20 protein-coding genes, 1 tRNA gene and 1 pseudogene are annotated in these 23,191 nt (G+C 68.5%); 14 read left to right on the top strand and 8 right to left on the bottom strand.

Annotated elements, in window-relative coordinates:
* Positions 1–28: 28 nt before the first annotated feature.
* The gene (locus ACL03I_RS18255) at positions 29–1,018 is read left to right on the top strand and encodes a quinone oxidoreductase family protein (RefSeq protein WP_355075903.1); all 990 of its coding nucleotides are present in this window, start codon (positions 29–31) and stop codon (positions 1,016–1,018) included.
* Positions 1,019–1,049: 31 nt separating this feature from the next.
* On the opposite strand, the gene ACL03I_RS18250 is transcribed toward ACL03I_RS18255, so the two are convergent.
* The 5 genes and pseudogenes from ACL03I_RS18250 to ACL03I_RS18230 all read right to left on the bottom strand — a co-directional run bounded on the left by ACL03I_RS18250 (position 1,050) and on the right by ACL03I_RS18230 (position 3,951).
* Positions 1,050–1,214: a hypothetical protein gene (locus ACL03I_RS18250; protein ID WP_355075998.1), complete on the bottom strand. Its 165-nt coding sequence runs from the start codon at positions 1,212–1,214 to the stop codon at positions 1,050–1,052.
* Positions 1,215–1,230: 16 nt separating this feature from the next.
* Positions 1,231–1,584 (bottom strand): annotated as a pseudogene (locus ACL03I_RS18245) (carboxylesterase family protein); the annotation flags it as partial.
* A 3-nt stretch (positions 1,585–1,587) separates the two neighbouring features.
* Entirely contained in the window at positions 1,588–2,460 is an 873-nt protein-coding gene (locus ACL03I_RS18240) for a VOC family protein (RefSeq protein WP_412806532.1), read from the bottom strand.
* A 160-nt stretch (positions 2,461–2,620) separates the two neighbouring features.
* A complete protein-coding gene (locus ACL03I_RS18235; protein ID WP_355075907.1) occupies positions 2,621–3,592 on the bottom strand; it encodes an Lrp/AsnC family transcriptional regulator in 972 nt (323 codons plus the stop codon).
* A gap of 285 nt (positions 3,593–3,877) precedes the next feature.
* Positions 3,878–3,951, bottom strand: a tRNA-Arg gene (locus ACL03I_RS18230).
* 199 nt (positions 3,952–4,150) lie between these two features.
* On the opposite strand from ACL03I_RS18230, the gene ACL03I_RS18225 reads away from it, so the two are divergent.
* The 8 genes from ACL03I_RS18225 (at position 4,151) to ACL03I_RS18190 (ending at position 16,562) form a co-directional block, all read left to right on the top strand.
* Positions 4,151–6,184 (top strand): cytochrome c oxidase assembly protein, encoded by a 2,034-nt coding sequence (locus ACL03I_RS18225; RefSeq protein WP_412806531.1) that lies wholly within the window; start codon positions 4,151–4,153, stop codon positions 6,182–6,184.
* Positions 6,181–7,149, top strand: a complete 969-nt coding sequence (locus ACL03I_RS18220; RefSeq protein WP_355075911.1) for a serine/threonine dehydratase — start codon at positions 6,181–6,183, stop codon at positions 7,147–7,149. Before ACL03I_RS18225 ends, ACL03I_RS18220 begins: the two co-directional genes overlap by 4 nt.
* A gap of 159 nt (positions 7,150–7,308) precedes the next feature.
* Positions 7,309–7,806, top strand: a complete 498-nt coding sequence (locus ACL03I_RS18215; protein WP_355075913.1) for a single-stranded DNA-binding protein — start codon at positions 7,309–7,311, stop codon at positions 7,804–7,806.
* 80 nt (positions 7,807–7,886) lie between these two features.
* A complete protein-coding gene (gene ettA, locus ACL03I_RS18210) occupies positions 7,887–9,563 on the top strand; it encodes an energy-dependent translational throttle protein EttA (RefSeq protein ID WP_039796561.1) in 1,677 nt (558 codons plus the stop codon).
* A 572-nt stretch (positions 9,564–10,135) separates the two neighbouring features.
* On the top strand, positions 10,136–10,258 hold the full coding sequence (locus tag ACL03I_RS18205) for a hypothetical protein (RefSeq protein ID WP_355075915.1): 123 nt from the start codon (positions 10,136–10,138) through the stop codon (positions 10,256–10,258).
* Between the two features lie 193 nt (positions 10,259–10,451).
* Positions 10,452–15,389: an NAD-glutamate dehydrogenase gene (locus ACL03I_RS18200; RefSeq protein WP_412806530.1), complete on the top strand. Its 4,938-nt coding sequence runs from the start codon at positions 10,452–10,454 to the stop codon at positions 15,387–15,389.
* A complete protein-coding gene (locus ACL03I_RS18195) occupies positions 15,386–15,850 on the top strand; it encodes an acyl-CoA thioesterase (protein ID WP_452493430.1) in 465 nt (154 codons plus the stop codon). The genes ACL03I_RS18200 and ACL03I_RS18195 overlap by 4 nt, the downstream gene beginning before the upstream one ends.
* A 46-nt stretch (positions 15,851–15,896) precedes the next feature.
* The gene (locus ACL03I_RS18190) at positions 15,897–16,562 is read left to right on the top strand and encodes a hypothetical protein (RefSeq protein ID WP_355075919.1); all 666 of its coding nucleotides are present in this window, start codon (positions 15,897–15,899) and stop codon (positions 16,560–16,562) included.
* A 551-nt stretch (positions 16,563–17,113) separates the two neighbouring features.
* On the opposite strand, the gene ACL03I_RS18185 is transcribed toward ACL03I_RS18190, so the two are convergent.
* Together ACL03I_RS18185 and ACL03I_RS18180 are read right to left on the bottom strand one after the other, a co-directional pair.
* On the bottom strand, positions 17,114–17,422 hold the full coding sequence (locus ACL03I_RS18185; protein WP_355075921.1) for an AzlD domain-containing protein: 309 nt from the start codon (positions 17,420–17,422) through the stop codon (positions 17,114–17,116).
* Positions 17,422–18,117 carry an AzlC family ABC transporter permease gene (locus ACL03I_RS18180; RefSeq protein WP_355075923.1) on the bottom strand — a complete coding sequence of 232 codons (696 nt, stop codon included), beginning with the start codon at positions 18,115–18,117 and terminating at the stop codon, positions 17,422–17,424. Before ACL03I_RS18180 ends, ACL03I_RS18185 begins: the two co-directional genes overlap by 1 nt.
* A 195-nt stretch (positions 18,118–18,312) precedes the next feature.
* Between ACL03I_RS18180 and ACL03I_RS18175 the strand changes: the two genes are divergently transcribed.
* Complete coding sequence (locus ACL03I_RS18175; protein WP_412806529.1) at positions 18,313–18,879, top strand: helix-turn-helix domain-containing protein; 567 nt, start codon at positions 18,313–18,315, stop codon at positions 18,877–18,879.
* 4 nt (positions 18,880–18,883) lie between these two features.
* Here the strand turns inward: ACL03I_RS18175 and ACL03I_RS18170 are convergent, their stop codons facing one another.
* A complete protein-coding gene (locus ACL03I_RS18170; protein WP_355075927.1) occupies positions 18,884–19,588 on the bottom strand; it encodes an HNH endonuclease in 705 nt (234 codons plus the stop codon).
* A gap of 243 nt (positions 19,589–19,831) precedes the next feature.
* On the opposite strand from ACL03I_RS18170, the gene ACL03I_RS18165 reads away from it, so the two are divergent.
* The 4 genes from ACL03I_RS18165 (at position 19,832) to ACL03I_RS18150 (ending at position 22,892) form a co-directional block, all read left to right on the top strand.
* Positions 19,832–20,236: a globin gene (locus ACL03I_RS18165; protein ID WP_195043276.1), complete on the top strand. Its 405-nt coding sequence runs from the start codon at positions 19,832–19,834 to the stop codon at positions 20,234–20,236.
* Positions 20,237–20,453: 217 nt separating this feature from the next.
* Positions 20,454–22,058 (top strand): glycoside hydrolase family 13 protein, encoded by a 1,605-nt coding sequence (locus ACL03I_RS18160; protein WP_412806528.1) that lies wholly within the window; start codon positions 20,454–20,456, stop codon positions 22,056–22,058.
* A gap of 104 nt (positions 22,059–22,162) precedes the next feature.
* Complete coding sequence (gene ctaJ, locus ACL03I_RS18155) at positions 22,163–22,441, top strand: aa3-type cytochrome oxidase subunit CtaJ (RefSeq protein WP_355075930.1); 279 nt, start codon at positions 22,163–22,165, stop codon at positions 22,439–22,441.
* A complete protein-coding gene (locus tag ACL03I_RS18150) occupies positions 22,428–22,892 on the top strand; it encodes a DUF5130 domain-containing protein (RefSeq protein WP_355075932.1) in 465 nt (154 codons plus the stop codon). Before ctaJ ends, ACL03I_RS18150 begins: the two co-directional genes overlap by 14 nt.
* The last annotated feature ends 299 nt before the right edge of the window (positions 22,893–23,191 follow it).

Genomic DNA, 23,191 nt, shown 5'->3' with positions numbered 1-23,191 from the left:
AACATCGAACATCGAATAAGGGGTCCTCATGCGGGCAGTGCAGCTGACCGGTCCGGCGCCGGATGCCACCACGACGCGGGTCGTCACGACCGACGAGCCGCGCCCGGGTCCGGGCGAGCTGGCGATCGAGGTCGCCTACGCAGGTATCAACTTCATGGATGTCATGGCGCGACGCGGCGACGCGGGATATGCCTCCGGCTGGCCGTACACGCCCGGGCTGGAGGTGGCGGGCCGGGTGCGCGCGCTCGGCGCGGGGGTCGACCGTTTCGCCGTCGGAGACCGCGTCGCCGCGTTGACCCGCGCGGGCGGGCTGGCCGAGGTCGCACTCGCTTCCGCCGACGTGGTCACCGCGGTACCTGCCGCCGTACCGCTACCGGTCGCGGCCGCCGCGCCGCTCGTGCTGTCGACCGCCACGTTGTTGCTGCGCGATGCCGCCCGGCTGCGGCCCGGCGACTCGGTGCTCATGCACTCGGCCAGCGGGGGAGTCGGCCACGCGGTCGCGCGACTGGCGGCCGCCGAGGGCGCGGGCCCGCGGTTGGGCACGGTGGGCAGGCCGGACAAGATCGCGGACGGGCTCGCGGCGGGGTGGGATGTCGTCACCGCGCGCGGCGAGGATGTCGTCGCCGCGGTGCGGGCCGCGGCCCCGGGCGGGGTGGACGTCATCCTCGATCCGACCGGTACCGCGAATCTCGAGCTCGACCTGGAACTGGCCGCGCCCGGTGCGCGAATCGTGCTGTTCGGCAACGCGACCGGTGGCACGCCCACGCCGTTGCCGCCGTTGGCCCGGCTCATCGGCGGCAACGTCGCCCTGATCGGGTTCAGCATCAGCCGGCTGCGGGACACGGTGCCGCACAGAGTCGCCGCGGCCCTCGCCGACGGTCTGGCCAAGGTCGGTGACGGCGGACTGGAACTGCCGGTGACGGTGGTCGACTCGCTGGACCGGGTCGCTGAAATACACGATCTGCTTGCCACTGGACGAGGTTCCGGCAAGTACGTCGTCGCGATCGGCGGCGAGTGAGGCTTCGGTGATCTCGGCTCGAGACACGGACCTAGACGAAGTGCTCGATGTGCGGGAACCCGGCCCAGCCGGGATCACCGGTGTGCACGAACGCAGCGCAGGCCTGCTGCACCTTCATGGTCAATCGCCGCAGGTCGGCCGGGTCCGCGCCGGCCAGCATCGGCGCCGTGCGCCAGGCCTCGAGACGGCCGAACACTCCGCCCACGCTCGGCCAACAGGGAGCCGTCGTACCAGGCTTCGGCGCCCGAACCGCTGGAGAACCCGCCGCCGTGCAGCCAGACCAGCACCGGCAGCCCGGTGCCGCCCGGTGTCCATACGTTCAGCGACAGGCAGTCCTCGCTTCTGTCGAGAGCACTGCCCGGCCCCATCACCCGTTCCAGCCGCGAGCGTGGCTGTGGAGACGCCGGACCCGGCCGCCGAGCATCGCGTATCCCGGTCCAGGCGGCAGCGGGCCCCGGCGCGGCGAACCGCGCGGCCCGGCCGAACGGGATGCCGCGAAACGCGGTCACCGACCCGCTGGTGACACCGCGCAATGCCCCGGCGGGCGCGTGTACCAGTTCGTTCATCGCTCATGCCGCCAGGAAGGCGACCGCCCCGCCGCGGGCCTCGGCAGCCCCGACAAAGAATCCCCCGGGCAGCTCGCGCACGGTGAAACCGTTGCCAACCACCAGTTTCCGCGCGGCGTCGAGATCGGCGACGGCGACGGCCTGGCCCGCGAGGTAGGGCAGTGCGGGCACCGGCTCCCCGGGCAGGACCGCCTCGAAGTCGGAGACCGCGACGATCTCCATCCGGCCCACTGTCAGCGGCAGGACCGTCAGCGGCGGCTCGGTCAGCGGCCGGACGTCGAGGATGCGGGCGTAGCGGTCGACGGTCGCCGCCAGTTCCGTGTCGTCCACGACGAGCAGCACGCTGTGCAAGTGGGTGGCGCCGTTGGCGTGGTCCAGGTAGCGGGACTGATGGATCAGTTCGGCCGTCAGATGCCGGGCGATGTGGATCAGCCCCTCGGGGGTCAGCGCGCGGTCGAGGTGCACCGCCTCGAACCGCGCGGTCGCCGGGCCGTCGGGGGTGTCCACGTCGCGTTGCAGCGGCAGCACCCCGGACGACGACAGATCGGCCGCGCGCAGCCGGCGCTCGACCGCTTCGGCGTCCGCGCAGCCGAACGAGCAGCCGTGCAGACCCTCGTATTGTGCGATCAGGGGCCGGATCTGCCACGGATCGACCGAACCGTCCCCGAACAGCCCGAGCAGTTCCAGGTAGGTCGAGCCGAACAGCGCGCACCGGTTGCCCGCACCCATCGGTTTGCGCTCACCACCGGGCCGATCCGAGCCCATGTGCATGGACAGCGGCGTGAGGGTGAAGCCGAGCGCCTCGTATGTTCCGGCGGTGGCATCCATGTCGGTGGTGTAGAGGACGGAGTGGTCGATGCGATCGATGTCGGTCATGCCCAAAGGCTGGGCCGCCGTGGGGCACCTGTTCCAGTCACCGCCCGTTGATTGCGGGATTTCGACATATTGCCGTCTGCAATGGTGGAATCGCTCACTCGGCCACGCAACGGCTCCCGCCCGGACTGTGCACCGAATAGGGCGGAAGTATGTGTCGCGCTCAGCGGCGTGTTCGGGTGAGGGCTGCGCCGACTCGCTTGCTGTTACGGATGACCGGAGCGCTCTCCACGCCGCGGATGCCCGGTAGGTTGCCGATGCCCTGTTCGAGAAAGTCGTAGAGGGCGTCCACATCGCGGCAGGCCGCGAACAGCAGCAGGTTGGTGGGGCCGGTGGTGGCGGCGGCGAAGGCGACGTCGGGATGCGCGGCGATCGCCTCGGCGGCCTGCCGCACCCGTGCCGGGTCGACGGTCAGCCACAGGATCGCCAGCGTCTCGAATCCCAGCAGTACCGGATCGATATCCACGTCGAAGAACAACGCACCGCACTCGCGTAACTGGGCCAGGCGGCGTTTGGCCGTCATCTCGGACCACCCGGTCGCCCGGGCGATGTCGGAGTAACCGACGCGACCGTCCTGCGCGAGGATGGCGAACAATTCCTCGTCGCCCTCCGCAGGCGCTGTCGACGCCTGTTGAGACGGGGCCAGCGCGGCGATCTGCTCGGCGGTGAGCGAGTCGGCCCGGCCGTGCCAGCCGGCCGGACCGCCCGCGAAGACGCGCAGCAGGCAGTGCGCGGTGACGCCGGTGACCCGCGGCGTCTTCGGCAACTGCCCGAGCAGCAGGGCATCGCTCTCTCGGGAACTGCGGGTGCGGGTGACGCAGACGATCTGCGTGCCGCCCGAGGTGAGGCAGACCCACGAGGTATCCGGCCGCCGGGCCAGCGCATCGGCGACAGCCACCGCCGCGTCGGGGGTCACCTGGACCCGGACGAACCACTCCACCCACCCCAGTCGCCGGGCGTTCGGCAGGCCGACCACCCGCAGTTGCCCGGTGGCGCGCAGCCTGCGATACCGCCGTGCGACCGTCTGATCGGACACGCCGAGCACCGCTGCGATGCGGCTGAACGGTGCGCGCCCGTCGATGTGCAGCGCGTGCACGATCGCGCGATCGATGTGGTCCAGGACCGGAGAACTCACCGGCGACAGCGTACTGCGGCCCTCCGCGACCGAATCCTCATCATGGGCGTGCTCACCCACGGCGATCTTCCGGGCCACCTTCGGCGTGCCGCCGTACTTCCTGGCCGGCTGCTCCGAAGCGGGGCCGCAACTCGGTCGCGAAGTCGTCGGCGAACTCGGCCGGATCGTCGAAATTACGCTCCGGATAGGGAAGCCGACCGGGCAATGTTCTTTGGTGTTTGAGCGACGCGCTCGGTGGGTACTACCCCTGTGACCCGTTGTATGTACAGGTCACAGGGGTTGTTGCGCCCCCGGCAGGAATCGAACCTGCGACCTAGGGATTAGAAGGCCCTTGCTCTATCCAACTGAGCTACGGAGGCAGCGGGTTCTACGATGGCCGACATTGGCCGTGCTGTCCAGCGAGTCGATTATAGCGAGCGTCCAGGTGGCCGGATTCTTAGCGTTAGCAACGTTTCAGCCATCCCGAACAGTAGGTGACGCGCCGTGGTGATCGGGGCCAAGGATATCGGTACAAACCCGACCGGGCCACGGAATACTCGCCGAACTACGCTCAGTCGTATGTCCTCCGCCCCCACCTCGTCCGCCGCTCCCCGAGTCGAGGCCGCTCGGTCGGGGGCGACGTTCGGCACGATCACCGCGCTGGCCGGCGCCATCGCGGCCGTGGTCGCGGCGCTGGTGGTGGGGTTGTCGGCGGCGCAGGCACTGAGCCTGCTCGGCATCCCCGACCCGGGTGCGGCGACCACCTACGGACTGCCCGCGGTCCGGGCGCTCGCCGACCTGTCGGCCGCGCTGACAGTCGGCTCGCTGTTGTTCGCGGCCTTCCTGGTGCCGCCGCAGTCGAACGGGCTGCTGGACGTCGGCGGGTATCGCGCGGTGCGCAGGGCGTCGAATTTCGCGGTGGTCTGGGCGTGTTGCGCGGCGCTGCTGGTGCCGCTGACGGTTTCGGACACCACCGGACGGGCGGTGGGGGATGTTCTGCGCCCGCAGGAACTGTGGCAGGCGATCGATCGAATCGAGTTGGCCGGAGCTTGGCGGACGACCGTCGTTTTCGCCCTGATCGTCGCCGTGGGCTGCCGCCTCGCATTGCGCTGGGGCTGGACTCCGGTCCTGCTCGGGGCCGCGATCGCCACCATGATGCCGCTGGCGTTGACCGGCCATTCCTCCTCGGGCGGGTCGCACGACGTGGCGACCAACAGCCTGATCCTGCATCTGATCTCGTCCGCCGTCTGGGTCGGCGGCCTGTTCGCGGTGCTCGCGCACGCCCTGCGCGGCGGTGCGTACACCGACGTCGCGGCCCGGCGTTTCTCGTCGACCGCCACGGTCGCCTTCGCCGTGATCGCGGTCAGCGGCGTGATCAACTCCTGGGTCCGCGTGCCGCTGGACGAACTGCTCTCCAGCACCTACGGCAGGCTGGTGCTGGCCAAGGCCGCCGCGCTGGCGGTGCTCGGTGTGTTCGGTTACGTGCAGCGCCGCGCCTCGTTGCCCGCCCTGGCGGCCGATCCCGGCGACCGGTTGGCCCTGGTGCGGTACGCGGGCGTCGAAGTATTGATCTTCGCCGCGACCATCGGCCTCGCGGTCGGGCTCGGCCGTACGCCGCCGCCACCGCCGGATTCCGTTCCGACGCCGGTCGAAGTGGAGCTGGGCTACAACCTGGCCGGGCCGCCCAGCTTCGCCCGCCTGGCGTTCGACTGGCGGTTCGATCTGATCTTCGGAACGCTGTCCATCGTGCTCGCGGTGCTGTACCTGCTCGGCGTGCGGCGGCTGCGAGCGCGGGGTGACGCGTGGCCGGCCGGGCGGACGTTCGCCTGGCTGTCCGGTTGTGTGGTGCTGCTCGTCGCCACCTCCTCCGGCGTCGGCCGGTACTCACCCGCGATGTTCAGCGTGCATATGGGAGCCCATATGGCGCTGTCCATGCTCGCGCCGATCCTGTTGGCGCTCGGTGGCGCGGTGACGCTGGCGCTGCGCGCGCTGCCGCCGGCCGGCCGCGGTGGCGTGCCGGGTCCGCGGGAATGGCTACTGGCCGCGGTGCACAACCCGGTCTCGCGTTTCCTTACTCACCCGATCGTGGCGTCGGCGATCTTCGTCGGCGGCTTCTACGCGCTGTACCTGGGCGGCATCTTCGACGGCTACGCCGACTCGCACGCGGCGCACCTGCTGATGAACGTGCACTTCCTGCTCAGCGGTTACCTGTTCTACTGGGTGGTGATCGGCATCGATCCCAAGCCGAGGCAGGTGGAGCCGTTGACCAAGCTCGCCATGGTGTTCGGCTCGCTGCCGTTCCACGCGTTCTTCGGCATCGCGCTGATGAGCATGACCACGGTGCTCGGCGGCTGGTTCTACCACGGCCTCGGTCTCGGCTGGAACGGCGATCTGCTCGGCGACCAGCGCACCGGCGGCAGCCTCGCGTGGGCGAGCGGTGAGGTCCCCCTGGTGGTGGTGATGCTGGCGTTGCTGATCCAATGGTCGCGCAGCGATCAGCGACTCGCGCAGCGCACCGATCGAGCCGCCGAACGCGACAACGACGCCGCACTCGCCGCACACAACGCGATGTTCGCCGAACTGGCCAAGCGAGATGGAGAAGTGCGTAAGTGAGTGAACGCGCCACCACGGTCTCCCCACACAGACCGGCCGGGCGGGTGGAACGGTCGGACGTGCGATCCGCACGCAAGCGGCTGGCGGGGCAGATCCGTAAGACGCCGGTCTTCCACACCTCCATCGCGAGCCCGTCCGGTCCCGTCCCGGTGACGATCAAGCTCGAGCACCTCCAGCACGGCGGGACGTTCAAAGTACGCGGCAGCCTCAACGCGCTGCTCGAGTCGGGCGCCGGGGTCGATCAGGTGGTGATCGCCTCCGGCGGCAACGCGGGTATCGCGGCGGCGCTGGCCGCGGCGCGGCTCGGAAAATCCTGCACCGTCGTCGTCCCGGAGACGGCGCCGCACACCAAGGTCGCCGCGATGTGGTCGCACGGCGCGGAGGTGCTCTGGCACGGCACCTGCTACGCCGAGGCCTTGCAGCACGCGACCGAGCTGGCCACCGAACGGGGCGCGCTGCTGCTGCACGGCTACGACCTGCCCGCGGTGGTCGCGGGCATCGGTGTGGTGGGGCTGGAACTCGAGGAGCAGGTACGTGGTCGGCCGCCGGTGCTGGCCGCGGTGGGCGGTGGCGGACTGGTCGCGGGCATCGCGGCCGCGGTCGGGCGGCGTCAGCGGGTGATCGGGGTGGAACCCGACGGCGCCGCGATCCTGCGCGCGGCGTTGGCGGCCGAGCGTCCGGTGGACATTGTCGGGTCCGGGATCACCGTCGACTCGCTGGGGCCGACCCGGATCGGTGACATCGCACTCGACGTCGCCCGCCGCCACGGCGTGCGCTCGGTGCTGGTCAGCGACGACGCGATCAGCGCGGCGCGGGAATATCTGTGGCGCGAATTCCGCATCCTGGTGGAAGTGTCCGGCGCCACGGCGCTGGCCGCAGTGCACAGCGGCGTCTACGTTCCCGCGCCGGACGAGCGACCGGTCGTGGTCCTCTGCGGCGCCAATACCGACGTGGCGGTGTTCTGACCACGCGGGCGTGAAAGCTCGGTCTTCACATTTCGGGAAGTTGTGCACATTCCCGGATCGGATCGCTCGGGTCCGCGAAATCGGCGCACGCTGGAAGTGCCTCCTGGAGGGGGAGGACATTCCGGGCGGTTCCGGATCCGAATGTGAAGGGGCGTAGCTATGTACGAGGCGAATGCGACCGTGATCGGAACGATCGCCACCCATCCGGTCAAGCGTGATCTGACCAATGGCGAGCAGGTGGTCACCTTCCGGTTGGCCAGCAATTCCCGCCGATTGGACCAGACGTCGGGGCAATGGGTGGACAACGGCACCCTCTATCTCACCGTCAGCTGCTGGCGCAGGCTGGTGGCAGGTGTCGACGCGTCACTGCGGCGCGGCGATCCGATCATCGCCTACGGCCAGCTGCGCTCCCACGAGTACCGGAGCAAGGACGGTGTGGAGCGACGGGATCTGGAGATGCGCGCCACCGCGGTCGGACCGGACCTGTCCCGCTGTGTCGCGCACTTGACGCGGCTGTCCGACCTGCCGCCACGGAATACTTCCGCGATCGCGAGCGCTGAAGGTCAGGTGCCGGTGGGCGACGCGCCGGGGGAGAATATCGTTGCCGCCGATTCGGCACCGCCGCGCGGCAACGCGCCCGAGCCGGTCGACGCTTGATCGCATGGCCGGTTTTCGTCCCGGCGGCAGGGTAGCTCTGCTTCGTCCCCCCATCTCTCGCACCGATAGGCTTCACACTTATGGCTGAGTTCATCTACCAAATGAAGAAGGTTCGCAAGGCGCACGGCGACAAAGTCGTGCTCGACGATGTCACCTTGAACTTCCTTCCCGGCGCCAAGATCGGCGTCGTCGGCCCGAACGGCGCGGGTAAATCCAGCGTGCTGAAGATCATGGCCGGACTGGACCAGCCGAACAACGGTGACGCGTTCCTCGCCGCCGGCGCCACCGTCGGGATCCTCCAGCAGGAGCCGCCGCTCAACGAGGAGAAGACCGTCCGCGGCAACGTCGAGGAGGGCATGGGCGAGATCAAGGTGAAGCTGGATCGCTTCAACGAGATCGCCGAGCTGATGGCCACCGACTACTCCGACGAGCTCATGGAGGAGATGGGCAAGCTGCAGGAGGACCTGGATCACGCCGACGCGTGGGACCTGGACTCCCAGCTCGAGCAGGCAATGGACGCGCTGCGCTGCCCGCCGCCGGACGAGCCGGTCACCAACCTCTCCGGTGGTGAGCGCCGCCGCGTGGCGCTGTGCAAGTTGCTGCTGAGCAAGCCCGACCTGCTGCTGCTCGACGAGCCGACCAACCACCTGGACGCCGAGAGCGTGAACTGGCTCGAACAGCACCTGGCGCAGTACCAGGGCGCCGTGCTCGCGGTCACCCACGACCGGTACTTCCTGGACAATGTCGCCCAGTGGATTCTGGAGCTGGACCGCGGCCGCGCCTACCCGTACGAGGGCAACTACTCCACCTACCTCGAGAAGAAGGCCGAGCGGCTCGAGGTCCAGGGCAAGAAGGACCAGAAGCTGCAGAAGCGGCTCAAGGAAGAGCTCGCCTGGGTCCGTTCCGGCGCCAAGGCCAGGCAGGCCAAGAACAAGGCTCGCCTCGGCCGGTACGAGGAGATGGCGGCCGAGGCCGAGAAGATGCGGAAGCTCGACTTCGAGGAGATCCAGATTCCCGCGGGCCCGCGCTTGGGCAACGTGGTGGTCGAGGTCGAGCACTTGGACAAGGGCTTCGGCGACCGTCAGCTGATCAAGGACCTGTCGTTCACCCTGCCGCGTAACGGCATCGTCGGCGTGATCGGGCCCAACGGCGTCGGTAAGACCACGCTCTTCAAGACCATCGTCGGGCTCGAGTCGCCGGACAGCGGCGAGGTGAAGGTCGGCGAGACGGTCAAGCTGAGCTACGTCGACCAGAATCGCGCGGGCATCGACCCCAAGAAGACGGTTTGGCAGGTCGTCTCCGACGGCCTCGACTACATCGAGGTCGGCCAGCAGGAGATGCCGTCGCGCGCCTACGTGAGCGCGTTCGGCTTCAAGGGCCCCGACCAGCAGAAGCCCGCAGGCGTTCTGTCCGGCGGTGAACGCAACCGGCTGAACCTGGCGATGACGCTCAAACAGGGCGGCAACCTGATCCTGCTGGACGAGCCGACCAACGACCTCGACGTCGAGACCCTCGGCTCGCTGGAGAACGCGCTGGAGAAGTTCCCCGGCTGCGCCGTGGTCATCTCGCACGACCGCTGGTTCCTGGACCGCACCTGCACCCACATCCTCGCGTGGGAGGGCGACTCCGACAACGAGGCCAAGTGGTTCTGGTTCGAGGGCAACTTCGAAGCGTACGAAGCCAACAAGGTCGAGCGGCTCGGCCCGGAAGCGGCCCGCCCGCACCGGGTTACGCACCGCAAACTCACCCGCGGCTGAGTTCGTCGGCGTAGGCGGGTGCACGGTGCGGCCGCACCCGCCCTACGTGCCGCACTGCCTGGATGCTGTGGCCGGGCGAGGTCGACAACGCCGCGAAAGCCCGGATTTCGGCGGACCCCACGGTTCGACTTCGGGCGGCGCAGGACCTCGCCTGTGGAGGGGCCCCGGTCGGCGGTGGTTGCTGGGGGCCATAGGGGGCAAGACAGGGACATCGGACGCATATGTTCCCGGGGTGGGTCACTCGGATGCAGTTCGCCCCGCGCAGCGTAAACCTTGTTGGGCCTGGTCGGTGAGCGGGGAAGGGCTCCGACTGTTCGATATACGTCCGGGGCACCTTCACCGCCGCTGGATCTGGTGTCGGCGAGGTTTCTCCTTGCCAGGGTGCCCGCCTGCCTGCTAGGAGCGAGTGCGCGCTGCCTGGCGTTTGCTGGTGTGCCATGCGGGGCCGGTTGAGCCGGAGTTCCGGTCGAGAGCGGGGGTGACGGCCGCGGTGGGGTGGCGCGAAAAGTCTTTCCGGGGAACGCGGAACAGGAGTGACACCTACCCACGCGTAGCTCGCTAGGGTGGGAGTCGTGAATGCGCAGGCGCAGTTCGAGCAATCGGTGGCTTCGACCGCCGACGCGGTGGTCGAGCTGACCCGAGGTACCGGTGCGGCGCCGCTGCCGCCACGGATACGACCTGTCGCGCTCACCTGACGTTCGCGGGTCCGACTTCTGTGCTGTGCCCGAGGTTGTCGCGTGTGATCTCGGCACACGAGCGGCGAACTCCGCCGTCGTGGTGAACCACCGGATGTGAAAAGGGAATTCACCCACGCGTCATCGGCGCACAGTTACTCTCGGACCGGCGTCACTTTGTTACGGAACCGATATCCGAGGGAGTTGGCGAAAAATGACCGTCTCGTCCGAATTGTCCAGCGCGGCGTGGGCCGCGGGTTTGCCGCAGTCACTGCGCGGCGAACTCGCGACGCTCGAGGAGGCGTACTTCCGCCACGTCGACGCGGGCGATGTGGACTGTGCGATCACCGGCATCACCCAGATCTTCCGAAGGCACTTGGAGTTGGCGGTGACGCGCCGCCCCGGTCGCGCACTGGTGCGGGTGTACCACCCGGACGACGGCTCCGGAATCGGTGCGGCGGTGCAGATCGTCACCGATGACATGGCGCTGCTGGTCGAGTCGATCAGCTCGTCGCTGAGCCGGATCGGCGCCAGCGTCAGCGAGATCATCCACCCGATCTTCGAGGTCGAGCGGGACGAGGAGGGGCGGCTGACGCACGCCGCCGCGCACGAGGTGGACGGCACCGGCGGGGCGGGACTGCGGGAGTCCTGGATGCACGTGCAATTGCACCCGTCGACCAGTGCGGCGCTGCTGGCCAAGATCGAATCCGCGGTGCCGGACGTGGTGGACGACGTGCGTCAGGTGATCGGCGACACCGAGGCCATCGAAGACGTGCAGAGCAGACTGGCCGACGATCTCGAATCGGCCGCGCAATCCGGGTCCGCGCCGTTCCAGCCGACCGAACTGACCGACACCGCTCACTTGCTGCGTTGGCTGGCCGGGGGGAACTTCACCCTGCTCGGCTACGCGCGCTACCGACTGAGCACCGACCAGGGCCGCGAGATGTCCACCGTCGTGCCCGACACCTGCCTCGGCGTGCTGCGGCCCGACGTGGGCACCGACTTCCACGTGCCGGTCAACGGCGGTGACCGTCCGCTGCTCACGCTGACCCAGGGGCTGGTCCCCGCCACCGTGCATCGTGCGGTGTATCCCTATTTCGTCGGTGTCGCCGATTTCGACGCCGACGGAACCATCGTCGGTGAACACCTGTTCATCGGCGTCTTCACCGTCACCGCCGTGCACGAGAACGTTCTGGACATCCCGGTGATCGAACGCCGGGTCCGTTCGGCGATCGAGGAGAGCGGATTCGACCTGGACTCGTTCTCCGGTCAGGCCATGCTCGAGGTCATCCAGTCCTTCCCGCGCACCGAGCTGTTCTCCGCCGACAGCGAGACGCTGCGCCGCACCGCCACCGCCGTGCTGAGCGTCAGCCTGCGGCGCCAGGTGCGCCTGTTCCTGCGCGCGGACACCTATGGTCGCTATGTCGCCTGCCTGGTCTACCTGCCGCGGGACCGGTACACCACCAGCGCTCGGCTCGAGATGCAGGAGATCCTGGTCCGCGAACTGGGTGGCGTGTCCATCGACTACTCCGCGCGGGTGGGCGAAAGCGAGTTGGCGCGAGTGTATTTCACCGTGCGCATGCCGGAGGCCGAACTCGGTGTCCCGCGCCGTACGCCGCCCGGCGCCGATACCTCCGAGCCCACCAGGCTGCGCTTGCAGAACATGCTCGCCGAGGCCAGCCGCACCTGGGAGGACCGGCTGAACGACGAGGTGAGCACGTCGACGGTGCTGGATCCCGCGGTGGTGCAGCGATACGCGGAGGCCTTCCCCGAGGGTTACAAACAGGATTTCGCCGCGGCCCGCGCGCTGAGGGACATCGTGCGCCTGGAACATTTGCGAGACGGCGTCATCGATCAATATCTATACCGGAAGCCGGATTCGGCGCCGGGCTCGTGGCGTTTCACGCTCTACGTCGGTGGTAGCGGCATCTCCTTGAGCCAGGTGCTTCCGCTGTTGCAGAGCCTCGGTGTGGAGGTGGTCGACGAGCGGCCGTACCAGATCGCGCTGGAGGCGGCGGCGGACGGCACCGGCGGTGAGCGGTGGATCTACGACTTCGGCCTGCTGGCCCGCCCGGAGCTGCTGCGCAGTTCGCTCGACCGCGATCTGGACGCCGAACTGCTCGAGTCCTCCAAACGCGCCGACGTGCTGGAGGCGGAGGTGCGCGGGCTGCGGGAACGGTTCGTGGAAGCCTTCGCGGCCATGTGGTACGGCCGCGCGGAGGCGGACGGGATGAACGAGCTCGTGCTGCGTGCCCGGTTGCCGTGGCGGGCCGTGTCGATCCTGCGCACCTACGCGAAGTACTTGCAGCAGGCCAATTTTCCGTACAGCCAGGCCAACATCTGCCGTGTGCTGCTCACCTATCCGGATATCGCGCGCCTGTTCGTCGACCTGTTCGCGGCGCGCTTCGACCCCGACACCGTCTCCGCCGAGCACGCCGCGGAACTGGAGACCCAGGTGCGCGGGCGGATCGACGAGGTGGTCAGCCTGGACGCGGACCGCATCCTGCGCGCGATCCTCGGCCTGGTCAAAGCGACGCTGCGGACGAACTTCTACGTGACCGACGCGGAAGGCAAACCGCGCGACTTCGTGTCGGTGAAGGTCGAGCCACGGGAGATCGCCGAATTGCCCAGGCCGAAGCCGCAGTTCGAGATCTTCGTGTACTCGCCGCGGGTGGAAGGCGTGCACCTGCGCTTCGGGCCGGTGGCCCGTGGTGGTTTGCGGTGGTCGGACCGTTTGGAGGATTTCCGTACGGAGATCTTGGGCCTGGTGAAGGCGCAGGCGGTGAAGAACGCGGTCATCGTGCCGGTCGGCGCCAAGGGCGGTTTCGTGGTGAAGCAACCACCCGCGGCCACCGGTGATCCGGTCGCGGACCGGCAGGCGCTGGGCGCCGAGGGTGTGGCTTGCTATCGCACGTTCATCTCGGGCCTGCTGGATGTCACCGACAACGTGGATCGCGCGAGCGGGGAGGTGCTTCCGCCCGCTCGGGTGGTGCGGCGTGACGGTGACGATACCTATCTGGTCGTTGCGGCCGATAAGGGCACTGCGACGTTCTCCGATATCGCCAACGACGTGGCCCAAAGTTATGGCTTTTGGTTGGGTGATGCGTTCGCTTCGGGTGGTTCGGCGGGTTATGACCACAAGGCGATGGGCATCACCGCCAAGGGTGCGTGGGAAAGCGTCAAGCGGCATTTCCGTGAGATGGAGATCGACACTCAGACCCAGGACTTCACGGTGGTCGGTGTGGGTGACATGAGTGGTGATGTGTTCGGCAACGGCATGTTGTTGTCCGAGCACATTCGTCTGGTGGCCGCTTTCGACCACCGCCACATCTTCCTCGACCCGATTCCCGACGCCGCGCGTTCCTATCAGGAGCGGCAGCGGTTGTTCGCGTTGCCGAGGTCGTCGTGGGCGGATTACGACACGTCGCTGATCAGCCCCGGTGGCGGTGTGTGGGATCGCACCGTGAAGGCCGTGCCGATCAGCCCGCAGGCCAGGGCAGCTCTCGGCCTGGGCGACGACGTCGTATCGCTGTCGCCGCCGGATCTGGTTCGCGCGATCCTGCTCGCTCCGGTGGATTTGTTGTGGAACGGCGGTATCGGCACCTACATCAAGGCGAGCACCGAGACCAACGCCGAGGTGGGCGACAAGTCCAACGATGCGGTCCGGGTCAACGGGGATCAGTTGCGAGTCAAGGTGATCGGCGAGGGCGGCAATCTCGGCGCCACGGCCCTCGGCCGCATCGAGTTCAACCGCAACGGCGGCAAGATCAACACCGACGCGCTGGACAACTCGGCGGGCGTGGACTGCTCCGACCACGAGGTCAACATCAAGATCCTGCTCGACGCCGTGGTCTCCGGCGGTCAGCTGCCGCCGGACGAGCGCAACCCGCTACTGGCCTCCATGACCGACGAGGTCGCCCAGATGGTCCTGCAGGACAATGTGGCGCAGAACTTCCTCATGGGCATCTCGCGCACCGAGGCGCCGCAGATGCTCAGCGTGCAGACGCGGCTCATCGAGGAACTCGAACAGCGTCGCGGCCTGGACCGCGAACTCGAGGCGCTGCCCTCGGACCAGGAGATGAAGCACAGGCTGGAGGAGAACGCCGGACTGGCCTCGCCCGAGCTGGCCAATCTCATGGCGCACGTCAAGCTCTCGCTCAAGGCCGATCTGCTCGATTCCGACCTGCCCGACAGTCAATACTTCGCCGCGCGGCTGCCGGAGTACTTCCCCACGCCGCTGCGCGACCGGTTCGGAGCGGCGATCAAACGCCACCGGCTGCGCCGGGAGATCGTCACCACCATGATCGTCAACGAGATGGTGGACTACGGCGGCATCACCTACGCGCACCGGTTGAACGAAGAGGTCGGCGCCACCACCACCGACGCGGTGCGCGCCTTCGCCGCGGCGAGCGGAATCTTCGACCTGGACGAACGATGGGCGCGAATCCGCGCCTGTGACGCGCCGACCCCGGTGCGCGACCTGCTCGAACTGGAGACGAAGCGGACCCTCGACCGGGCATCCCGGTGGCTGCTGAGCAATCGCCCGCAGCCGATCGCGGTGGGCTCCGAGATCAGCCGGTACCGGGCCGACGTGCGGGAACTCGCCCCCAAGGTGCCGGGATGGCTGCGCGGGCACCACGTGTTCTCGCTCACCGACCGGTCCGCCGAGTTGATCGCTCGCGGTGCGCCGACCGACCTCGCCACCGAGGTGTTCGGTCTGCTCCACCTCTTCCCGCTGCTGGACATCGTGGACATCGCCGACATCACCGACCGGGACGGAGACGAGGTCGGGTCGCTGTACTACGCGCTCAACGACCACCTCAAGATCGACTGGCTGCTGCAGGCGGTCAGCCACCTCGAACGCGGCGACCGCTGGCACGCGCTGGCGCGGCTCGCGCTGCGCGACGACATGTACGGGTCGCTGCGCTCGCTCACGCTCGACGTGCTCTCCGGCGGCGACCCCGAGGAGACGGCGGACGAGAAGATTGCATACTGGGAGTCGAAGAATCAGTCCCGCCTCGGCAGAGCCAGGGCGGCGCTGTCGGAATTGTTCGAGTCCGGAACCCACGATCTCGCCACGTTGTCGGTTGCAGCGCGGCAAGTGCGGAGCATGGTGAGCGGGGTGGGCGCTCAATCGGAGGTACCACGTTGACGAGTTCGGTGAGCGGCAGCGGGAAGGCCGCGGGCAGTCTGGTGCTGCCCAAGCGGTTCCACGCCAAGGTGGATGTCAGGTGGTCGGACATGGACGTGTTCCAGCACGTCAACCATGCCCGGATGGTGACGCTGCTGGAAGAGGCGCGCATTCCGTGGCTGTTCGAGGACGGCCGCCCGACCGCACCGCTGCGTGAGGGGTGCGTCCTCGCCGATCTGCGTGTCCGCTATCGCGGTCAATTGCGGCATGAGGACACGCCGCTGGACATCGCCATGTGGATCGAGCAGCTGCGCGCGGTCGACTTCACCATCGGCTACGAGGTGCGGGCGGCGGGCGCGCTGCCCGACTCGCCCGCAGCCGTGGTGGCGTCCACGCAGATCGCGGCGTTCGACATGCGGGCGCAGCGGTTGCGCAGGCTCACCGACGCCGAGCGTGATTACCTGTCCGAATGGATGGACTGAGCGACCGCGTCGGTGGCGGCGGAGTGCTGACGGCGGAGCGGCCGTGATGGCGGAACAACGAGTGCTGCATGTGCCCGATCCGGCGGAGCGGGAGAATCTCGCGACGTTTCTGACCAGGGCCGTGCGGCTGGACCCCGGGGCGGTGGTGCGCCTGCGCCGCCGCGGGGAGAAATACGTCTCGGCCTGGGTGGCGACGGGTTTCGAAGCGCTGGCGATGCGCACCGTGGTCGCCGAACTCGGCGTCGACGACGTGACGGTCGGCGCCGACCTCGTGCTGGCCGGTTCGGCCGGTGGCAGTCCGATCGACCTCGGATATTCGATGGACTCCGCATGGCGCGGCGCGCTGCCACCCGTCGACGGTTTCGCACACGTCGACGACGTGCCCGCACGCACCCTGGTCGAGCTCGCCGAGCAGGGTGCGCAGCTGGCGAAGGAACACGGCAGCGGCCACGGCCCGCCCGCCTCGTTGCTGGATCAGGCGGTGCTGACCGTGTCCGGCGCGGGCACCCGGGTGCAGGTGCCGATGCGTGTCGTCTTCGCGCTCACGGCGATGGATTTCATCCCGCACTCGGGGGAGAAGGCCGACCCTCGCCGTATCCCAGCCGCCGAGATCGTCCGTGTCCGCGCGACCAGAACCTGGCTGCGACTCGACGCTCGCTACGGCTCGGTCGCGCGTCGGCTCGGCGGTGGAATTCCTCTGCTACCGCGTTGATCGCGTCGTTCGATGGTCGTCGCCGGGTGCGGCGCACCATCCGCGCCGGAGGGCGGTCAGCCGGGGATCGTCGCTACCGATCATCATTCGGGATGAGGTCGCGGGGCTCGGCCGCTCCGCTGCCTCCCCACGAAGCGCTGGTGCGTTCATTCCTGCTCGCCCGCGATCCGCGGTGGGCGGCCGACCTCTCGACGGAGGACAAGGCCCTACAGCCGCGTCGGACCGATTCCCGCAGTGAAAACTGCCTTTCGGTCGGTTTGAAGGAATTGGTGCCGAGCGCATGTCGCTCCGGCCGCGGCGGTGCGAGGCCGCCCGAACGCGCGCTGTATCGCTCCGTCGCGTGAGTCGCCGGGTGACCATCACGGCCTAGCGGGGGTCGGCATCGAAAATACGCACATCTCTAGTTCCTTCGCTGCCGCTGGATCGGTGCCAATGCGGGCCGCGGACTGTAAACCCGAGTAGCACAGGAGCGCTCGGATGCGATCGATGGGACAGGCGGCGCCGTCGGCAGGAGGGGACGGCGCCGCCTCCTGCTGCGGGCACGGTGCCGCTCAAGAGACGCCGATGTAGCGGAGGACTGCCGTCGTCGCGGCTGCGGCGAGAATGACCAGCAGAATGGGGCGTCGGAACCATGCGACCAGTCCACCCGCGAAAACGCCTGCGGGCACCGCGAATCCGAGGTCTGCGGTGCCCAGCGGCAAGGTGGTGACGGCCACGAGCGCGGTGAGCAATACGACGGCGCCGATCTCCAGCAGCCACACCACACGTTCGGGAAGGCGCACTCGGTCGCGGAGTGCGGGGCCGGCCCAGCGGAACGCGTAGGTGCCCGCGGCGAGAGCGACGACTCCGGCGGCCAGCATCACGCCGCTCCCCGCGCGGTCGCTGGTAGAGGCTTTTGCCGCGCCGCGACCAGCACCCCGGACAGGGCGAGCAGCACCGGCAGCCCCGTGGGCAGGAACGGAGCGCTGACCAGGGCGATCGCGGTGCCGACACCCACCGCGGCGAGGGTGGTCCGGTCACGCAGCGCGGGCAACACCAGCGCTAGCAGGACCGCGGGGAACACCGCATCGAGTCCGAGCGCCGAGGTGTCGGTGACCACCGATCCGATCAGCGCTCCGACGGCGGCGCCGCCGGGCCAGGCGAGCAGCACCCCAGCGCCGGTGATCCAGTAGGCCGCCCGTCTGCGTGGCGCGTCGGGCTGCGCGATGGTCATCGCGACGGACTCGTCGTTCATCAGATGAACGCCGAGCGAGCGGCGCCAGCCCGTGCCGACCGCGTCGGGAACCGACAGCCCGTACGGAACATGCCGCGCGTTCACCAGCAGTCCTGCCAGCACGGCCGCGATCGGGTTGCCGCCGGCGGCAACGATCCCGAGAAACAGGAACTCCGAGCTTCCGGCCAGCACCACGCACCCGAGTAGCACCGGCAGCCAGACCGGAAAGCCCGCCGCGACCGCGGTCGCCCCGTAGGAAATCCCGATCACACCGACGGCGAGGCACACCGCACCGATCCCGAGCAGCGCATTCCGATCGAGTGTTCGCCATATCGAACGCATGTAGTTTATAGTGAACATGCCGCCGCACTTCGTCAACATGGTTTCCCGGCGAGAGCTCCGAAGGACACGCGCTGCGAACATGTCCGCACCGCAACCATCCCGCACTCCAGCGCAACCACAACACCACGACCCCACGGCATAATCGCGGCACACGCGGCGCCGAAGGCGCTGCAAAACAAGCAAGCAGAGGTGGGAATGACGCAGCAGGACGCGACGACAACACCCCAGGCGGTGATCGCCGCCGCGCTGCGCCGCGAGCGCGCCAGGGCCGGACTCTCGCTGAGCGAGGTCGCCGGCCGGGCGGGTATCGCGAAATCCACTCTGTCGCAATTGGAATCGGGAACCGGGAATCCGAGCCTGGAGACCTTGTGGGCGTTGTGCGTCGCCCTGGACATGCCGTTCTCCCGATTGCTCGACCCGCCGCGCCCGAACGTGCACGTCATTCGCGCCGGTGAGGGGCCGGTGGTGGCGGCCGAGCAGTCGGAGTACCGGGCGACGCTGCTGGCGGCCGGGCCGGCCAATTCCCGCCGCGACCTGTTCCGCATCACCGCGGAACCGGGGCATGCGCGGCGATCGGATCCGCATAGCGTCGGTGTGGTCGAGCACGTCCTGCTCGCCGAAGGGCGCGCGCTGGTCGGCCCCGTCGACGCGCCCGTCGAACTACACCCGGGCGACTACATCGCGTACCCGGGTGACCAACCGCACGTGTTCGAGGCACTGGCGTCGCCGACCTGGGCGACGCTGGTGGTGGAGTACACCTGATCGGTCAGGCGGCGCCTTCGTCGAGATACTGCAACCACACGGGGTCGAGTTCGGCGGTAGTGGACAGCAGGCGCCAGTGCGGGCCCTTCGGGGAGACCAGTGGGGCACGCAGCGTCCAGCCCAGCTCGCTGAGCAGTTTGTCGGCTTTGCGATGGTTGCACGGCGCGCAGCTGGCGACGCAGTTCTCCCAGGAATGTTCCCCACCGCGGCTGCGCGGGATGACGTGGTCGATGGTCTCGGCCTTGCCGCCGCAGTAGCCGCAGCGGTAGCGATCCCGGTGCATGAGCGCGGCGCGGGTCATCGGCACCCTGGCGCGATACGGAACGTGCACGTAGGTGCGCAGGCGGATCACCGAGGGAATGGCCACCGACGTATCGGCGGAGTGCACTACCGGCCCTTCGTCGTTGTGGTGAACGGCGTCGGCCTTGTCGCAGATGAGGAGGACGATCGCGCGGCGCGCGGACAATGCGGTGAGCGGCTCGTAGGTGGCGTTCAACAGCAACACCCTGGTCTTGAGCCAGTTCGTGCCCTCGGCGGGCGGGGCGGTCGGGCGGGGTCCGTGGTCGTGATGGCCACGATGTCCACCCGGATATCGTTCGGACAAGATGTGCAGCGGAGTAGCCCCCGACCCACAATTGTGGACGTCGGCGGGCTGGAGTTGTCGGTGCGCTCGCGCCTCATGTGATCGGGCGCCGTGCCGCTGCTTCATCTCGACCTCGATTTCATGATTGGCAGGATCATGTGGTATCTGCAAAGCAGAGACTGTCCCCCAGTTGACCATGGAATGTCGGGCATTGCACGGTGATTTTCAACAATGTCCGGTTAACTGTGGCTGAAGTGCCATTCCGGCGCGATGTTCCGGTTGCCGATCGGCGGCGCAAGGGCGGTACGGCGGCGGTGCCCGGGCGCGGGCACAATGGACAGCGGCGCATCCGGTGAAGCGAGAGGGTCTATGACTTCGGGCGAGCAAACGGCGACGTCGTTCTACGAGGCGGTCGGTGGGGCGGAGACGTTCCGGCGGCTCGTCGCGACGTTCTATCGCGAGGTGGCCGCCGATGAGGTGCTGCGCCCGCTGTATCCGGAGGAGGATCTCGGTCCGGCGGAGCGTCGTTTGCGGATGTTCCTGGAGCAGTATTGGGGCGGTCCGCGCACTTACTCCGACGAGCGCGGCCATCCCCGCTTGCGCATGCGGCACATGCCGTTCACCATCGGACCGATCGAGCGGGACGCGTGGCTGCGGTGCATGCGTATCGCGGTCGCCGAGATCGAGCCGGAAACGCTCGACGACGAGCACCGTAAGGCGCTGCTCGACTACCTGGAAATGGCTGCCAACTCGTTGGTGAACGCCCCGTTCTGACCACGGCGCAGCACCGCGGCGCTGGTGTGTTTTCTACCGCGTTGTGGTGGCGAAACATTCGCTGGTGAACCGCAGGTGGCGTGACGGTTGCGTGCGAGAGGCGGAGCGGAGCAGCCTTTTTCGCCTGTGCGGGTGGCAGTGCTGGGTATTTGCCCGCTATTCGAAACTGTGTGCCGGGAGAAGGCTTTCGCCTCGAAACTTTGGCACTATTGCGGATGTGAGTGATGCACCAGCCTTAACGGCGCCGGTGGATCGCACCACGCAGTCGTGGTGGCGGTCGGCCGTGTTCTACCAGGTTTATCCGAGATCTTTCGCGGACTCGAGCGGAGACGGGGTCGGCGATCTCGGGGGAGTCCGGGACAAACTGGGCTACCTCGAACTGCTCGGCGTCGACGCGCTGTGGATCTGTCCCGTGATGCGTTCGCCGATGGCCGATGGTGGCTACGACGTTGCCGATCCCCGCGACATCGATCAGCTCTTCGGCGGTCTCGCCGCGATGGACGCGCTGATCGCCGAGGCGCATGCCCGCCGGATCAAGGTCACCATGGACCTGGTGCCCAATCACACCAGCGACCAGCATCCGTGGTTCCGCGCGGCGCTGGCGGCGGCTCCCGGCAGCCCGGAGCGCGATCGATACATCTTCCGCGACGGCCGCGGCCCCGGCGGCGCCGAGCCGCCGAACAACTGGCCGAGCATCTTCGGCGGCCCCGCTTGGACCAGGATCACCGAACCCGACGGCACTCCCGGCCAGTGGTACCTGCACATCTTCGCCCGTGAGCAGCCCGACCTGAATTGGGCCGACCCCGAGGTCGCCGCCGATTTCGAGCAGACGCTGCGGTTCTGGCTCGACCGCGGGGTGGACGGATTCCGGATCGACGTCGCACACGGCATGGCCAAACCCGACGGTCTGCCCGACATGCCCGAGCTGTCCGTCTCGGCCCTGCTCGCGCACGACGACAGCGACCCGCGGTTCAACAATCCCGCCGTGCACGACATCCACCGCCGGATCCGCAAGGTGGTCGACGAGTACCCGGACGCGGTCACCATCGGTGAAGTGTGGGTGAACGACAACACCCGCTTCGGCGAGTACGTGCGAGCCGACGAACTGCACCTGGCGTTCAACTTCCGCCTCGCGGAATCGGCGTTCGACGCCGAAGCGGTGCGTGACGCGATCGACAACTCGCTGTCGGCCGTCGCACCGGTCTTCGCCGTGCCCACCTGGACGTTGTCCAACCACGACATCGAGCGCGAGGTCACCCGCTACGGCGGCGGTGCGCTCGGCGTAGCGCGGGCGCGGGCGATGATCCTGCTGGAACTGGCGCTGCCGGGCGCGGTGTTCATCTACAACGGCGCCGAGCTGGGGCTGCCCAACGTCGACGACCTGCCGGACGACGTCTTGCAGGATCCGGTGTGGGAGCGCTCCGGCCACACCCAGCGCGGCCGCGACGGCTGCCGAGTGCCGCTGCCCTGGGAGGGTGCCGCGCCGCCGTACGGGTTCACCACCGGGACACCGTGGCTGCCGATTCCGGGCGACTGGGCGTCGCTGACCGTCGAAGCGCAACTCGAGGAGTTGGGGTCGACTTTGTCGCTGTATCGCCTGGCACTCGAACTGCGCGCGCTGCGGCCGGAGTTCGCCGGGGATCGGATCGAGTGGTACGGCAGCCCGGCGGGTTGTCTCGCCTTCCGCAGGCCGGGGGGACTGGTCTGCGTGCTCAACGCCTCGGACGCGCCCATTCAGCTACCGCCGGGAGACGTGCTGCTGGCCAGCGCACCGACCGACGGAGGTCAGCTGGCGCCGAACGCGACCGCCTGGTTGGTCTGAGGCGCGTCGGAAAGTCCCAGCTCGGAGCCGATGCAATCGACACGGAGGGCGATCCGGCTCGACCGGACGGAGAACTACTACAGAGGATCGTCTACCTTTGATCCGTGAGCATTCTCGAGACAGTGCTGATCTTCGCCGGCATACCGCTGGTGATCTACGGCATCATCGCCGGATTGTCGTTCCTCGGTAAGCCGCTGCCTGGCGAGAAGCCGGTCCACTTCGCCCTCGGCCAGAAGTGGACCGCGTCGCCGGTGCTGTGGAGTGCCACCGAAGAGGTGATCGGCTCGGGTCACCATTTCGCGGAAACGCCGCATGAGCAGCATGCGGCCATCGAGTCCACCGCGGTGGAGCTGATCGGAGGACGGGCAAGTGGCAGGTTCTAAGTGGCCCGCGGTGGTCGAAGCCGATTTGCCGCACGGATACGCGATCACCAGCAGCGGACGCGTCTCCGGCGTGCACGAGGCAGGCGATGTGTTCAAGGAGGCGCCGTTCAACGACGTGGAGCGGCTCACCATGGACAACGTGCTCACCGAGGCGACCCGCGCGACGAAGGTGCGCTTCAACGTCTACATCGGCGATCTGGGCGAGGACCCGGCCGCGTCCGCGGACGCGATCTTCCCTGGCACGCCCGAGGCGGCGCACTCGGTGCTCATCGCCGTCTCGCCCAACGAGAAGGCGATCGAGGTGCGCTCGGGCCGGGCGGTCGCCGACCGTGCGAACGATCGCGTCTGCCAGCTCGGCGTCACCGCCGCGCTGAGCTCGTTCCGGCAGGGCCAGTTGATCGACGGCGTGGTCTCGGCCGTCCGCGTGATGGCCGCCGCCATCGGCAGGTAGCTGTTTCACCTGCAGCGACTGCGGCGCTGGTGTTCGCGGCCCTCTTGTGGCTCCGAACGGTAAATGCGCGGTCTCGCTTCGCTCGTAAGACGTGGTGTGGCCGCTGCGGTTGCGCACCCCGATAGCTGCCGTAAGTCCGGCGCGGCCCCCCCCCCCGGGGGGGGGGGGGGGGGTGGGGGGCGGGGGGGGGGGGGCGGGGGGGGGCCCGGGGGGGGGGTGGGGGCCCCCCCGTGCCACGCGGTCCCCCCGGCGCCGCGCCCGGGGGGTGTATCCCGCCCCGCACGTGTAGGGGCGCGGCC

The organism is Nocardia sichangensis, assembly GCF_047200615.1.
Taxonomy (GTDB): Bacteria; Actinomycetota; Actinomycetes; order Mycobacteriales; family Mycobacteriaceae; genus Nocardia; species Nocardia sichangensis.
This window is presented reverse-complemented; position numbering and strand designations above follow the sequence as displayed.